At 67.0% G+C, this 12,853-nt stretch carries 16 protein-coding genes and 1 tRNA gene; 10 read left to right on the top strand and 7 right to left on the bottom strand.

Translation table 11 applies throughout. The annotated features are described in order from the left end of the window. The 3 genes from OCGS_RS03300 to grxD form a co-directional block, all read left to right on the top strand. The coding region (locus OCGS_RS03300; RefSeq protein ID WP_083848181.1) for a BolA/IbaG family iron-sulfur metabolism protein at positions 1-210 on the top strand (210 nt) is incomplete at its 5' end. Next, complete coding sequence (locus OCGS_RS03295) at positions 207-458, top strand: hypothetical protein (RefSeq protein WP_007425811.1); 252 nt, start codon at positions 207-209, stop codon at positions 456-458. The genes OCGS_RS03300 and OCGS_RS03295, both read left to right, overlap by 4 nt. Continuing rightward, positions 455-826 (top strand): Grx4 family monothiol glutaredoxin, encoded by a 372-nt coding sequence (gene grxD, locus OCGS_RS03290; RefSeq protein ID WP_007425810.1) that lies wholly within the window; start codon positions 455-457, stop codon positions 824-826. Before OCGS_RS03295 ends, grxD begins: the two co-directional genes overlap by 4 nt. Positions 827-846: 20 nt before the next feature. Here grxD and OCGS_RS03285 read toward each other — a convergent pair whose 3' ends face one another. Together OCGS_RS03285 and OCGS_RS03280 are read right to left on the bottom strand one after the other, a co-directional pair. Beyond that, positions 847-1,242 (bottom strand): cell division protein ZapA, encoded by a 396-nt coding sequence (locus OCGS_RS03285; RefSeq protein WP_007425809.1) that lies wholly within the window; start codon positions 1,240-1,242, stop codon positions 847-849. Beyond that, the gene (locus tag OCGS_RS03280) at positions 1,235-1,738 is read right to left on the bottom strand and encodes a hypothetical protein (RefSeq protein WP_007425808.1); all 504 of its coding nucleotides are present in this window, start codon (positions 1,736-1,738) and stop codon (positions 1,235-1,237) included. The genes OCGS_RS03285 and OCGS_RS03280 overlap by 8 nt, the downstream gene beginning before the upstream one ends. 158 nt (positions 1,739-1,896) lie before the next feature. On the opposite strand from OCGS_RS03280, the gene tkt reads away from it, so the two are divergent. Beyond that, positions 1,897-3,909 (top strand): transketolase, encoded by a 2,013-nt coding sequence (tkt, locus tag OCGS_RS03275; RefSeq protein WP_007425807.1) that lies wholly within the window; start codon positions 1,897-1,899, stop codon positions 3,907-3,909. 22 nt (positions 3,910-3,931) lie between these two features. On the opposite strand, the gene pgi is transcribed toward tkt, so the two are convergent. The 5 genes from pgi to OCGS_RS03250 all read right to left on the bottom strand — a co-directional run bounded on the left by pgi (position 3,932) and on the right by OCGS_RS03250 (position 9,151). Next, a complete protein-coding gene (gene pgi, locus OCGS_RS03270) occupies positions 3,932-5,530 on the bottom strand; it encodes a glucose-6-phosphate isomerase (protein WP_040610434.1) in 1,599 nt (532 codons plus the stop codon). Between the two features lie 14 nt (positions 5,531-5,544). Beyond that, complete coding sequence (pgl, locus tag OCGS_RS03265; RefSeq protein ID WP_007425805.1) at positions 5,545-6,189, bottom strand: 6-phosphogluconolactonase; 645 nt, start codon at positions 6,187-6,189, stop codon at positions 5,545-5,547. Between the two features lie 4 nt (positions 6,190-6,193). Continuing rightward, the gene (gene zwf, locus OCGS_RS03260) at positions 6,194-7,645 is read right to left on the bottom strand and encodes a glucose-6-phosphate dehydrogenase (RefSeq protein ID WP_007425804.1); all 1,452 of its coding nucleotides are present in this window, start codon (positions 7,643-7,645) and stop codon (positions 6,194-6,196) included. Between the two features lie 89 nt (positions 7,646-7,734). Next, positions 7,735-8,319 (bottom strand): HNH endonuclease, encoded by a 585-nt coding sequence (locus OCGS_RS03255; RefSeq protein WP_007425803.1) that lies wholly within the window; start codon positions 8,317-8,319, stop codon positions 7,735-7,737. A gap of 145 nt (positions 8,320-8,464) precedes the next feature. After that, positions 8,465-9,151 carry a fumarylacetoacetate hydrolase family protein gene (locus OCGS_RS03250; RefSeq protein WP_007425802.1) on the bottom strand — a complete coding sequence of 229 codons (687 nt, stop codon included), beginning with the start codon at positions 9,149-9,151 and terminating at the stop codon, positions 8,465-8,467. Positions 9,152-9,406: 255 nt separating this feature from the next. Here OCGS_RS03250 and rpmF point away from each other — a divergent pair, with 255 nt between their 5' ends. The 6 genes from rpmF to OCGS_RS03220 all read left to right on the top strand — a co-directional run bounded on the left by rpmF (position 9,407) and on the right by OCGS_RS03220 (position 12,825). Further along, the gene (gene rpmF / locus OCGS_RS03245; protein ID WP_007425801.1) at positions 9,407-9,613 is read left to right on the top strand and encodes a 50S ribosomal protein L32; all 207 of its coding nucleotides are present in this window, start codon (positions 9,407-9,409) and stop codon (positions 9,611-9,613) included. A gap of 22 nt (positions 9,614-9,635) precedes the next feature. Then, positions 9,636-10,727 (top strand): phosphate acyltransferase PlsX, encoded by a 1,092-nt coding sequence (gene plsX, locus OCGS_RS03240; protein WP_007425800.1) that lies wholly within the window; start codon positions 9,636-9,638, stop codon positions 10,725-10,727. After that, positions 10,724-11,695 (top strand): beta-ketoacyl-ACP synthase III, encoded by a 972-nt coding sequence (locus OCGS_RS03235; RefSeq protein ID WP_007425799.1) that lies wholly within the window; start codon positions 10,724-10,726, stop codon positions 11,693-11,695. The genes plsX and OCGS_RS03235 overlap by 4 nt, the downstream gene beginning before the upstream one ends. Positions 11,696-11,810: 115 nt before the next feature. Continuing rightward, the gene (ihfA, locus tag OCGS_RS03230) at positions 11,811-12,113 is read left to right on the top strand and encodes an integration host factor subunit alpha (RefSeq protein WP_007425798.1); all 303 of its coding nucleotides are present in this window, start codon (positions 11,811-11,813) and stop codon (positions 12,111-12,113) included. A 4-nt stretch (positions 12,114-12,117) separates the two neighbouring features. After that, entirely contained in the window at positions 12,118-12,681 is a 564-nt protein-coding gene (locus tag OCGS_RS15390; RefSeq protein ID WP_007425797.1) for a MerR family transcriptional regulator, read from the top strand. Between the two features lie 67 nt (positions 12,682-12,748). After that, a tRNA-Pro gene (locus OCGS_RS03220) sits at positions 12,749-12,825 on the top strand. The last annotated feature ends 28 nt before the right edge of the window (positions 12,826-12,853 follow it).

Genomic DNA, 12,853 nt, shown 5'->3' with positions numbered 1-12,853 from the left:
ATCCGCGCATCCTTTCCGCAGGCAGAGGTGACGATCACCGACCTTGCGGGCGACGGCAACCACTATGCCGCCGAAGTCGTCGATCCCAGCTTCAGGGGCCAGAACCGCGTGCAGCAGCAGCGCGCCGTCTATGCCGCGTTGAAGGGCAAGATGGACGGTCCCGCGGGCGAGTTGCATGCGCTGGCCCTGACGACGCGGGCCCCGGAATGATCGGCGGCCTTGCCACGGCGATCGGCGCGGCGATCCTGGCCATCCTTCTGGCGCGGGCTTTCTGGGTCGTGCGCGCGGAACGTGGCAGGGGACGCGGAAGCGTGCCGGGGCGGGGACATCACCGGCTGCGGTCGGAATACTTCTCGGGCGGCGGCGGGGGCGGACAATCGCGCGACTATACCGTGCCGCGCGACCCACAGGAATATGCACGGCTTTTCGTGCCAGCAGACAAGGACAGGACAAGATGACCGATACGGCCACCGCGCAGGCGGAAATCCGGCAGATCGTCGATGCAAACGACGTGGTGCTTTTCATGAAGGGCACCAGCGCGATGCCGCAATGCGGCTTTTCCAGCAAGGTCGCTGGCGTGCTCAACTATATGGGCGTCGAGTATCGCGATGTGAATGTGCTGGCTGACGAGGGCATTCGACAGGGGATCAAGGAATTCTCGGACTGGCCCACGATTCCGCAGCTTTACGTGAAAGGCGAATTCGTCGGCGGCTGCGATATCGTGACCGAGATGACATTGTCGGGCGAGCTGGATACGCTTCTGGCGGACAAGGGCGTCGCCTTCGACAAAGACGCGGCCGACAAGATCCGGGCCGCGAACGCCTGACCGGCAACGGGCCGGCGCCGTCAGGCGGCGCCGGTTTCCTCGACCCTGTCGGCCAGCGCTTCGGCGCGGGCGGCGAGTTCGGCCATCGAATCGAGGACGGGTGCCGGGATTACCGGCACCTCGACCCGTTCGGGTTTCGGCGGCGGTGCGTTGCGCATCGCCAGCACCGCGCGTTCCAGTTCCGAAATCCGCGCATCGCGCTGACGCAACTGTTCCTCCATCCCCGCCGTGCGGTCGGCCAGCATCAATCCCGCCATCAGCAACATGCGGGCTTCGGGCAGGCGTCCGATCTGCTGCGCCAGCGTCACCGCCTCGGCATCCAGCATCGACGCCGCGCCGTGCAGGTAATGTTCTTCGCCCGGCTGGCAGACGACCTGATAATCGCGGCCCCCGATCGTTACGGTCACGTCAGGCATTGTCTGTTCTCCCCTCGGTTCCGTCCTGAAGCACTGGCGCAAGGGCGGCGATGATCCCGTCCAGTTCCGCCCGGTCGCTGCTGCGCACGGTGCGCAGCGCGTCGAGTTCGGTCAGGATCGCGGTATTCACCAGATGCGGGTCGGACAATCCTTCGGCATTCGCTTCACGCAGCGCCTGATTGCTGTTGCGAAGCGCTTCGTTGGCGGCGCGCAGGCTCTGGCGGTCTTCCTCCATCACCGCGAGCAGCTTGCCGATGCGTTCCACCTCGGACTGCGACGCGGCGTTCTGTTCGTCATGACGGCTCCGTGCCGCGCGCAGACGTTCCTCAAGCTGCGCCGTCGTCGCCCGTTCCGCCTCCAGCTCTGCCCTCAGCGCCTCCAATTCGGGGTTGGTATCGGGCTGCGCGGGCTCGTCCCGTCGAAGGCCGTCCAGTCCCGTGCCGATCCTGTCCAGCGCATGGGCAAGCCGGCGTTGCAGTTCTGCGATGTCGTGCATCGAATCCTCTCTGTCGGCGCCTACAGGCGATTCGCGTTTGGCAGTCTAGGCCGCGGCGCGCGGCGATTGGCACCCTGACGGTGCATCGCCCTGCGGCGCGCTTGATATCGCCTCCATGCCTGCTATCACCCCGCCGACCCTTACGGAAGGACCTGCCGATGGACCTCGACGATCTGCGCAACGCGCATCCCGACCACTGGATGCGCGCCGCCGCCATCCGCTTTCTGGCCATGGATGCGGTCAAGGCGGCTAATTCGGGCCATACCGGCATGCCGATGGGCATGGCGGATGTGGCGACGGTGCTGTTTTCGCGGCATCTGAAGTTCGACGCGTCGCATCCCGATTGGGCCGACCGCGACCGGTTCATCCTGTCGGCCGGCCACGGGTCCATGCTGCTGTATGCGCTGCTCCACCTCACCGGCTATGAGGACATGACACTGGAGGAAATCCGCAATTTCCGCCAATGGGGCTCGAAGACGGCCGGTCATCCCGAATACGGCCATGCCAAGGGGATCGAGACGACGACCGGCCCGCTGGGCCAGGGCATCGGCGCGTCCGTGGGCTTCGCCATCGCCGAGGAAAACCTGCGCGCGCGGTTCGGGTCGAAGATCGTCGATCACCGCACCTGGGTATTCGCCGGCGACGGCTGTCTGATGGAAGGTCTCAGCCAGGAAGCACTGGCGCTGGCCGGACACCTGCGGCTGGGACATCTTACGGTGTTCTTCGACGATAACGACATCACCATCGACGGCCGCGTCAGCCTGACCGACAGCACCGACCAGGCGGCGCGGTTCGCCGCATCCGGCTGGCATGTGCAATCCATCGACGGCCACGATCCCGATGCCATCCACGACGCCATCGAGGCGGCCAAGGCCGACGATCACCCGTCGATGATCGCCTGCAAGACGCATATCGCGCTGGGCACTTCGGCGCAGGATACGGGCAAGGGTCACGGCGCACTGACGGACGACCGGCTGATCGAGGAGGCGCGCCGCGCCTATCGCTGGCCGAGCGCCCCGTTCGAGATCCCGCAGGACATCAAGGCCTGGTGGGAGGAGCAGGGTCGTCGCGGGGCCCCCGCCCGGCGCGAATGGGAAGACCGTGTCGAAGCCCTGGGCGGCAAGTCGCGCGCCCTTTTCGACCGGATGCAGACCGGTGAGCCGCCGCGCAAGCTGACGGCGACGATCCGCGCACTGAAGAAGCAGCTTTCCGAAACCGCGCCCAAGGTGGCTACGCGGGCAAGTTCGGAAACCGTGCTCGAGGTCGTGAACCCGATCATGCCCGAGACCATCGGCGGATCGGCGGACCTGACCGGATCGAACAACACATTGACCCCGGATCTGGGCATCTTCTCGGCCGAGGACCGGAAGGGCCGCTATCTGCATTACGGCATCCGCGAACACGGCATGGCCGCGGCGATGAACGGGCTGGCCCTGCATGGCGGGCTGCGGCCCTATGGCGGCACGTTCATGTGCTTTTCGGATTATTCACGCGGCGCCATTCGCATCGGCGCGTTGATGGGTGCGCCCGTCGTTCATGTGATGACCCATGACAGCATCGGACTGGGCGAAGACGGTCCGACGCACCAGCCGGTCGAACATCTGGCGATGCTGCGCGCCACGCCGAACCTGCACGTGTTCCGCCCCTGCGACGGGGTCGAGACGGCCGAGGCTTGGGAAATCGCCCTGACCGCCGCGCGCCCGTCCGTCCTCGCCCTCAGCCGGCAGGGACTGCCGACCCTGCGCACGGAACACAAGACGAAGAACCTCGTCGCGCAGGGGGCTTACGTGCTGGCTGACGCGGACGGCAAGCGCCAGGCGATCCTGCTGGCGACGGGCAGCGAAGTCGCCGTTGCAATGGGCGCGCGCGATCTGCTGCAAGCGGACGGAATAGGCGTGCGGGTGGTGTCGATGCCAAGCTGGGATCTGTTCGAGGCGCAGGACGAAACCTATCGTCGCCGCGTCCTGCCCGCCGGCCCGGTCCGCGTCGCGGTCGAGGCCGCGTCGCCGATGGGCTGGGATCGCTGGCTTCTGGGTGAACGGGGACGCGAGGCGAAGGCCGCCTTTGTCGGCATGCGCGGTTTCGGCGCGTCGGCCCCCGGCACGTCGTTGTATGAACGGTTCGGGATCACGCCCGAAGCGATGGCCGACAAGGTGCGCGCCCTGCTCTGAGCGGCCCTCGCCGGCACGGGCATCAGGCGCCGTGCCGGCGAAGCCACCTGACCAGCGCGGCGGTGGACGCGTCCTTGTCCGCCGCGTCCGCCTCGCCGGCGATGACGGGTTCGAGCGAGCGGGCAAGCTCCTTGCCCAGTTCGACCCCCCATTGATCGAAGCTGTTGATGCCCAGCAGCACGCCCTCGACGAACACACGGTGCTCGTAAAGCGCCACGATCGCGCCCAGCACGTCCGGAGTCAGCCGGTCGTAAAGCAGCATGACCGAAGGCCGGTTCCCCGGAAAGACGCGGTGCGCGGCCTGACGGTCCAGTTCGGCACCCTCGTACCGGCCCGAAAGCTGCGCCTTCGCCTCGTCCAGGGTGCGGCCCTGCATCAGCGCCTCGGCCTGCGCCAGACAATTGGCGATCAGCAGGCGATGCTGATGCGTCAGTTCCTCCTCGAAGCCGCGCGCGCCGACCATGAATTCGCACGGCACGATCCGCGTGCCCTGGTGGATCAGCTGATAGAAGGCATGCTGCCCGTTGGTTCCCGGCTCGCCCCAGACCACCGGCCCGCTATCCACATTCAGCGGCCGCCCGTCCATCGACACGCGCTTGCCGTTGCTTTCCATTTCGAGCTGCTGAAGATAGGCCGGCAATCGCGCCAGGCGCTGCTCGTAGGGCAGCACCGCGCGGGTGGCATAGCCGCAGCCCTGATTGTGCCAGATGCCCGTCAGGGCCAGCATGACCGGCATGTTCCCGACCGGGTCGGCCGCGCGAAAATGGCGGTCCATCTCGGCGGCGCCGCGCAGGAATGCGCGGAACGCTTCGGTGCCGACGGCCAGCATCAGCGACAAACCGATCGGCCCCCACATGGAATAGCGCCCGCCGACCCAATCCTCGAACCCGAAGACACGCGTTTCGGGGATGCCGAAAGCCGACGTGCGGTCGGGCGCCGAACTCAGCGCGACAAACTGCGCCGTCGGGTCGCGGACATCCTGCGCCATCCATGCCTTCGCCGTTTCCGCGTTGGTCATCGTCTCGGCGGTGGTGAATGTCTTGGATGCGACGACGACCAGCGTCGTACCGGGGTCGAGGGGACGCAGGATATCGGCGATATGCGCGCCATCCACGTTGCTGACGAAATGGCAGCGCGGACCGTCATGCCAGGGTGCCAGCGCCTGGACCGCCATCGCCGGCCCCAGATCGGACCCGCCAATCCCGATATTGACCACATCCGTGATGCGCCCGCCCTGCCCCCGGAACGGTCCTTCCCGCACCGACCGCGCGAACCCTTCCATGCGCGCCAGCGTTCCCAGAACCCGCGGCATCACGTCCTGCCCCGCGACCATCACCCGCCCGCCGTCGAGGTTGCGCAAGGCGGTATGCAGCACGGCGCGGCCTTCGGTGTCGTTGATGGGGCGGCCCGCGAACATCGCGTCGCGGGCGGCGGCCAGACCGGCCGCTTCGGTCATCCCGATCAGAAAATCGCGCGTTTCGGCGTCAATATTGGTTTTCGCATAATCGAAATGCAGCCCGCAGGCTTCGACGGCGAAGTCCCTGGCGCGGTCCTCGTTCAGCAACCCGGCGATACGGCGGTCGCGGACGCCCTCTGCGCGGTTGCGCAGGTCGTCCCACATGGCGGCCCCGACGCTCATGACCGCGCCCAATGCACGTTGGCCTGATCCAGCACAACGGCGATGGGCGCATCCAGCGGGTCGGCGTCCAGCGCCGTATCCAGCGCCGCCCGCTTTGCATCGCCGGTGATCAGCACATGACAGCGCATCGCACCGCGCAGGACGGGGCCGGTCAGCGTGACGCGCCCTTCCAGACCTTCGGGCGGGTCGATCCGCATCACCGGCGGCGCATCGTCGGCAAGTGTCGCCTCAAGCTGGGGCGAGCGCGGGAAAAGCGATGCGGTGTGGCTATCCGCCCCCATTCCGAGCAGCAGGATCGACAGCGGCAATTCATCCGCCAGCGCCTCGGGGTTAGCGGGGTCGAGCGGCACGAAGGTCGCCGCGGCGGCACGGTCGCGCAGAAGGCGTTCGCGCAGCAGGCGTTCGTTGCTGCGCGGATGATCGGCGGGCACCTGCCGTTCGTCGGTCAACATCACATGCACCCGGTCCCAGGGCAGCCGGATGCCCGACAGGATGTCGAAGACCGGCCCCGGCGTCGAACCGCCCGGCACGGCCAGCGTGGCGCGGTCGTGCGCCGCCAGCGTGCCCGAGATTTCGGAGGCCAGGATGTCCGCCACCCGCATCATCATCATCTCGGCATCGGGATATTCGATCAGCTTCATCGCATCATTCCTTGATCTCGCGCCAGCGCCGGTTGGCGCGGTGCATGAGGATCTGCGCTTCTTCCGGCCCCGAGGATCCGGGTTCGTACAAGGCGGGCCGTTCGTCGCGGGCTTCCCACGCATCGACCAGCGGATCGGTCCAGGCCCAGGCCGCCTCGACCTCGTCGCCGCGCATGAACAGGGTCTGGTTGCCCCGGATCACGTCCATGACCAGCCGCTCGTAGGCGTCGGGCACATGCTCGCCCTCGGGGCCGAGCGCATCCGCGAAGGTCATGTCCAGCGGCACATCCACCAGACGCATGCCCCCCGGTCCGGGTTCCTTGATGGTCACGCCCAGCATCATCCCCTCGTTGGGTTGCAGGCGGATGGTCAGGATGTTCCGGTGACGCCCGGCCTCCTCGCCGAAGATGGAATGGGGCGCATCCTTGAAAACCACCGCGATCTCGGATGCGCGGGCGCGCAGGCGCTTGCCCGTGCGCAGATAGAACGGCGTTCCCGCCCACCGCCAGTTGGAAATCCCGACCTTCATGGCGACGAAGCTTTCGGTCTGGCTGTCGGGGTTTTCCACATCCTGCCGATAGGACGGAATGTCGTCCGTCCCCGCATACTGTCCCCGCACGATGTCGTCGGACGGCACGGGGTCGAGCGCGCGGATGACCTTCAGCTTTTCGTCGCGCACGGCGTCCGGTTCGAACCGGCTGGGCGGCTCCATCGCGATGAGGCACAAAAGCTGCATCATGTGGTTCTGCACCATGTCGCGCATGGCGCCCGCCTGGTCGTAGAACGCGCCGCGCCCCGAGACGCCCACGGTCTCGGCCACGGTGATCTGGATGTGATCGACGTATTGCGCGTTCCACAGCGGTTCGAACAACACGTTGCCGAAGCGCACGGCCATCAGGTTCTGGACCGTCTCCTTGCCCAGATAATGGTCGATCCGATAAATCTGCGTCTCGTCGAAATGCCGGGCCAGCGTTTCGTTCAGGGCTTTCGCCGTCTTCAGGTTGCGGCCGAACGGCTTCTCGACCACGATCCGGGATTGCGGCCCGGCAATGTCCTGATCGTGGAGCTTTTGCGCCAGGGCGCCGAAAAGGCTGGGCGCGACCGAGAAGTAGAAGGCCCGGATCACATCGTCGCGCATCAGGTCGCGCAGGTCGGACCAGCCCGCATCGCCGGTCGCATCGATGGACACGAAGTGCAGCCGATCGAGGAACGCCGACACGTCATCCGCGTTCAGATCGCCCGACAGAAACTCGGCCAGCGCGCCGCGCATCTGGTCGCGATAGGCCGCATCGTCCAGATCGCCGCGGGCCGCGCCGATGATTCGCGCCTCGGGCGGCATCTGGCCGGCGATGAACCGGCGATAGAGGGCCGGGATGATCTTGCGGCGCGCAAGATCGCCGGTGCCGCCGAATATGACAAGGTCGAACGGATCGACGGGAATGACGCGGCTGACCATGCATTGGATCCTTCTAGTGCGGTCCCGAGGGGTAGGTCACACGCCGCGGGCTGTCCAGTCGCCGGCGCCTGCCCCTCTTTCGGGTCGCGTCACGCTTCCAGTTCCGCATCCCAGTAAAGGAAATCCGTCCAGCTTTGGTGCAGATGGTTCGGCGGAAAGCGCCGGCCGATATTCTTCAACTCCTCCGCCCCCGGCTCGCGCGGCGGGCGTTGCAGCGACATCTGGCACTGCGCCAGCGCCCGCGCGCCCTTGGCCAGATTGCAGCGCGCGCAGGCGGCGACGACATTCGTCCAGCTCGTCCTGCCGCCGCTCGACCGCGGCACGACATGGTCGAACGTCAGATCGCCGGTGCTGCGGCAATACTGGCAGCAGAATTCGTCGCGCAGGAACAGGTTGAAGCGGGTGAAGGCCACGCGCTTTTGCGGCTTGACGTAATCGCGCAGCACCACGACCGATGGAATGCGGATGCGGGTCGTGGGCGAATGCACGAACTGGTCGTATTCCGCGACGATCTGCACCCGGTCCAACCACGCGGCCTTGATCGCATCCTGCCAGGGCCAGAGCGACAGGGGATAATAGCTGAGCGGGCGGTAATCGGCATTCAGCACCAGTGCCGGATGATGCCTCAGGCTTGTCGGTTCGCGCACGAAGCTGGTTCTGAAGTCGCCTTGCATCGGGTCGGTCCTCGCGCTGCACCCGTCGGGTCCGGTCCGCCGCGGGGCGCAGGCCAGGCCGCGTCGGGTCGCTTCTGCCGCGACTATATATGGGTCCGACCGTCTGGCAAGCGCCTGTCCGTTGTCTGTCCCGCCCGGTTTTCGGTCACTCGGGCGCGCCGATCTCGACCGTGACGGGCGGCAGCCCCTCGATCCGGCCCTCCAGACGGTCGCCCGGAATGACGGCGCCGACGCCCGCCGGCGTTCCCGTCATGATCAGATCACCCGGCCGCAGACGATAGAACTGCGACAGGTGATCGACGATATCCGAAACGGACCAGACCATGTCGGACAGAAGGGCCGATTGCCTTTCCTGCCCGTTGACCGACAGCGTGATCATCTGGCCGCCGATGCCCACGACCTCGGAGGCGGGGACCATCGGCGCCAGCACGGCCGACCCTTCGAAATCCTTGCCCAGATCCCAAGGTTTGCGCCCTTCCTTGGCGGCTGCCTGAAGATCGCGGCGCGTCATGTCCAGCCCGACACCATAGGCCAGCACCGCGTCCTTGCCGCCCAGCCCCTTGAAGACCGGCGCGCCGATGGCAACGACCAGCTCGACCTCGTGGTGCAGATCCTGCGTTCCCGGCGGATAGGGCAGCGTCCGTCCGGTGCGCAGGACGCTGGATGGCGACTTGGTGAAATAGAACGGGGCGTCGCGGTCCACCTCGTTGCCCATCTCGGCGGCATGGGCGGCATAGTTGCGCCCGACGCAGAAAATGCGCCCGACGGGCAGATCGCCCAGCCCCTCGACAGGCAGGGTGGGCGGCGACGGGGGGTCGAAGATCAGCGGCATGGGGGCAGCCTTGCAAAGGGTTTCCGGCCGTGCGTAATACAGGCCCGCGCGACTTGCCAGCATCGGCACGGGGCGATATGTGACGCGTCTGGACCGGCGGGCTTGAACCCTCGGGCCGGGGGGCGTATTGCCGCGCCACACCGATACCCCAGGCCCTGGCCTGCATCTTCCGCAGGGCCGCGGCCCTTGATCCCTCGGGCCAGCGGCCCGCCCACTAGATCGGGCCAGCGGCCCGTCCACAAGCAAGGTCACATCATGGCTGTCCCGCAGAACAAAGTTACCCGGTCGCGCCGCAACATGCGCCGTGCCCATGACGCACTGACGCCCGCCAACCCGGCCGAATGTCCCAATTGCGGCGAACTGAAACGTCCGCACCATGTCTGCGGCGCTTGCGGCCACTATGCCGAACGTGAAGTCGTGGCGCAGACCGACGAAATCGACCTCGACGACGACGCGGCCTGAAGGCTTTTCGCCGGAGGGCGCGATGACCCCGACTGCCGGTTCCGGGCCCGACCGCGTCGTCCTGTCGGTGGATGCGATGGGCGGCGACAAGGGCGCCGCGGCCGTGGTGGCGGGAATGGCGAAGGCCGCGGACAAGAACCGCGGCGTCGCCTTCATCCTGCACGGCCCGGCATCGGAACTGCGTCCGTTGATCGACCGCGCCGGGCTGTCCGACCGGACAGAGATCCGCGATGCGCCCGGCATCGTCGCGATGACCGACAAACCCAGCCAGGTGCTGCGCAAGGGCAAGGACACGTCGATGTGGTCCTGCGTCGAGGCCGTCCGCGCGGGCGAGGCTTCGGTCGCGGTCAGTTGCGGGAATACCGGCGCGCTGATGGCGATCAGCACCATCCGTCTGCGCCGGATCGAGGGGGTCAATCGCCCCGCCATTGCCTGCCTCTGGCCATCGCGCAACGCGGGGGGCTTCAACGTCATGCTGGACGTGGGCGCCGACATCCGCGCCGATCAGGACGATCTGCTGCAATACGCGCTGATGGGGGCATCCTATGCGAAGGCCGGGCTTGGGCTGGACAGGCCGCGCGTCGGGCTGCTGAATGTCGGCACCGAGGAGCATAAGGGCCGCGCCGAATTGAAGGTCGCGCACGACCTGATCGCGCGCATCGCCCCGCGTGCCAATTTCGATTTCGTGGGCTTCGTCGAAGGCGGCGACATTCCCAGCGACCGGGTGGATGTGATCGTGACCGACGGATTTACCGGCAACGTGGCGCTGAAGACCGGCGAAGGCACCGCCACGCTGATCCGCGACCTTCTGGGACAGGCCTTCCGCTATTCGTCGCTGTCGCGGCTTGCCGCCGTGCTGGCGCTGACATCGCTGCGCCGGCTGCAAAAGCGGATCGACCCGAGGCAGGTCAATGGCGGCGTATTCCTGGGTCTTAGCGGAACGGTGGTGAAAAGCCATGGCTCGGCCGACGCGACCGGCATTTCGGCGGCGATCAAGCTGGCATTCCGTCTGGCGGAATCGGGGTTCAACGACCGCGTCGCGGCGCGGGTCGCGGCGGCCAATGCCATGCGCGCCGAAGACGGTTCCGACAACCGGATCGGAGGCGCGGCATGAACGCTTTGTCCCTGCCCCGCGCCGTCGTGGCGGGCGTCGGCCATTACCTGCCCGAGCGCGTGGTCGAGAATGCCGAATTCGAGCAGCGGCTCGATACGACCGACGACTGGATCCGGTCGCGCACCGGGATCGAACGCCGTCACTTCGCGGCGGACGGGCAGACCACCTCGGACCTCGCGGCGCGGGCGGCGCAGGCGGCGCTGGCCGATGCGGGACTGGCGGCCGACGACATCGACGCCATCATCGTCGCCACCTCGACCCCGGACCTGACCTTTCCCAGCGCGGCGACGATGGTGCAATCCGCCCTCGGGCTGACGCATGGGTTCGCTTTCGACATCCAGGCGGTCTGCGCAGGATTCGTCTATGCGCTGTCCACCGCCAATGCGCTGATCGCCAGCGGACAGGCGCGCCGGATCCTGGTGATCGGCGCTGAAACCTTCAGCCGGATCCTCGACTGGACCGACCGCGGCACCTGCGTCCTTTTCGGGGACGGGGCCGGCGCCTTGGTGCTGGAGGCGGCCGACGACACGGATCGCGGCATCCTCGCCGTCGATCTGAACAGCGACGGACGCCACCGCGACATCCTTTATGTGGATGGCGGCGTTTCGACCCAAAGCACCGGCCATCTGCGGATGGAGGGGCGCGAGGTCTTTCGCCACGCGGTCGAGAAGCTGGCCGCGACCGCGCATGCGGCACTGGGCAAGGCGGGGTTGGGCGCCGAAGATGTGGACTGGATCGTGCCGCATCAGGCGAACCTGCGGATCATCCGTGCCACCGCGCAGCGCATGGGGGTGGGGATGGACCGTGTCGTCGTCACGGTCCAGGATCACGGCAATACCTCGGCCGCGTCGATCCCGCTGGCGCTGTCGGTGGCCAAGGCGCGCGGCCAGATCCGCCCCGGCCAGATCGTCGTAACCGAGGCGATCGGCGGCGGGCTGGCCTGGGGATCGGTCGTCCTGCGTTGGTGACAGGCTGACGCCCGCTCATCCATTGCTTGCGCTAGGACCGACAAACCATTGACATTGACATTGAAATCGTCGGCCTGCATCTTTTCGGGATAGTAAAGTTCATTGGGGGACGGCAATGGCGGGCAAGACACTTACACGCATGGATCTGAGCGAGGCCGTCCATGGCGAGGTGGGCCTCAGCCGCAACGAATCCGCCCAACTGGTCGAATCGGTTCTGATGCACGTGTCGGACGCATTGGCGAATGGCGAAACGGTCAAGATTTCGTCTTTCGGAACATTCTCGGTCCGCGAAAAGGCCGCCCGGATCGGTCGCAATCCCAAGACCGGCGAAGAGGTGCCGATACACCCCCGCCGTGTGCTGACATTCCGTCCGTCGCATTTGATGAAGGATCGCGTGGCCGGCGGTAACAAGCGCTAGCGGAATGGCGAAATCCCCCGAAGCGTTCCGCACCATAAGCGAGGTTGCCGAATGGCTGGACGTGCCCACCCATGTCCTGCGCTTCTGGGAATCGCGGTTCACGCAGATCAAGCCGGTCAAGCGCGCGGGGGGACGCCGCTATTACCGGCCCGCCGACATGGAGCTGCTTGGCGGGATCAAGCGGCTGCTGCACGATGACGGCCTGACCATTCGGGGTGTTCAGAAGCTGTTGCGCGAGGAAGGCGTCCGGCGCGTGGCGTCCCTGTCGCCTGCCCTCGACGGTGTCGATGGACGGCCCATTCCAGACCAGGACGGCGACAGCGTGGTGCATCTGCATGTCCGCCCGGCCGTCGGGCCGACGCGATCCGGCGAAAGGACACGGACGTTCGACAACGCCAGGGGGCCGTCCGATGCAGGCCCGGCGCCGCACCCCGAGCGACCCCTCCCGATCGCCGCACTGCTGCGACTGCGCAAGCAGGATCGGTGCGCATCGTCAGACCTGTTGGAACGGACGCTCGACCGGGCACGCGCTTTGGAGCGGGCAATGCTGCGGGACGCCCCGCAATGACCGCAGCCGCGCGCCGGGTCGATCCGGGCTTGCCACTGCCGGCAGGTTCGCTAAAAGCAGCGGCAGTCGGGCTATGGCGCAGCCTGGTAGCGCGTCCGTCTGGGGGACGGAAGGTCGCAGGTTCAAGTCCTGCTAGCCCGACCAACGACCGATTGCCTTCCCCGAGGCATCC

It is taken from the genome of Oceaniovalibus guishaninsula JLT2003, from assembly GCF_000299575.1.
GTDB classification, from domain to species: domain Bacteria; phylum Pseudomonadota; class Alphaproteobacteria; order Rhodobacterales; family Rhodobacteraceae; genus Palleronia; species Palleronia guishaninsula.
This window is presented reverse-complemented; position numbering and strand designations above follow the sequence as displayed.

Excerpts from the sequence above, each read along its gene's own strand:
- OCGS_RS03285 (WP_007425809.1), bottom strand. The coding sequence starts at position 1,242 with ATGCCTGACGTGACCGTAACGATCGGGGGCCGCGATTATCAGGTCGTC.
- OCGS_RS15390 (WP_007425797.1), top strand. The coding sequence starts at position 12,118 with ATGGCGAAATCCCCCGAAGCGTTCCGCACCATAAGCGAGGTTGCCGAA.
- plsX (WP_007425800.1), top strand. The coding sequence starts at position 9,636 with ATGACCCCGACTGCCGGTTCCGGGCCCGACCGCGTCGTCCTGTCGGTG.
- OCGS_RS03280 (WP_007425808.1), bottom strand. The coding sequence starts at position 1,738 with ATGCACGACATCGCAGAACTGCAACGCCGGCTTGCCCATGCGCTGGAC.
- grxD (WP_007425810.1), top strand. The coding sequence starts at position 455 with ATGACCGATACGGCCACCGCGCAGGCGGAAATCCGGCAGATCGTCGAT.
- tkt (WP_007425807.1), top strand. The coding sequence starts at position 1,897 with ATGGACCTCGACGATCTGCGCAACGCGCATCCCGACCACTGGATGCGC.
- zwf (WP_007425804.1), bottom strand. The coding sequence starts at position 7,645 with ATGGTCAGCCGCGTCATTCCCGTCGATCCGTTCGACCTTGTCATATTC.
- pgi (WP_040610434.1), bottom strand. The coding sequence starts at position 5,530 with ATGTGGGACGACCTGCGCAACCGCGCAGAGGGCGTCCGCGACCGCCGT.
- rpmF (WP_007425801.1), top strand. The coding sequence starts at position 9,407 with ATGGCTGTCCCGCAGAACAAAGTTACCCGGTCGCGCCGCAACATGCGC.
- OCGS_RS03295 (WP_007425811.1), top strand. The coding sequence starts at position 207 with ATGATCGGCGGCCTTGCCACGGCGATCGGCGCGGCGATCCTGGCCATC.
- pgl (WP_007425805.1), bottom strand. The coding sequence starts at position 6,189 with ATGAAGCTGATCGAATATCCCGATGCCGAGATGATGATGATGCGGGTG.
- ihfA (WP_007425798.1), top strand. The coding sequence starts at position 11,811 with ATGGCGGGCAAGACACTTACACGCATGGATCTGAGCGAGGCCGTCCAT.
- OCGS_RS03235 (WP_007425799.1), top strand. The coding sequence starts at position 10,724 with ATGAACGCTTTGTCCCTGCCCCGCGCCGTCGTGGCGGGCGTCGGCCAT.
- OCGS_RS03250 (WP_007425802.1), bottom strand. The coding sequence starts at position 9,151 with ATGCCGCTGATCTTCGACCCCCCGTCGCCGCCCACCCTGCCTGTCGAG.
- OCGS_RS03255 (WP_007425803.1), bottom strand. The coding sequence starts at position 8,319 with ATGCAAGGCGACTTCAGAACCAGCTTCGTGCGCGAACCGACAAGCCTG.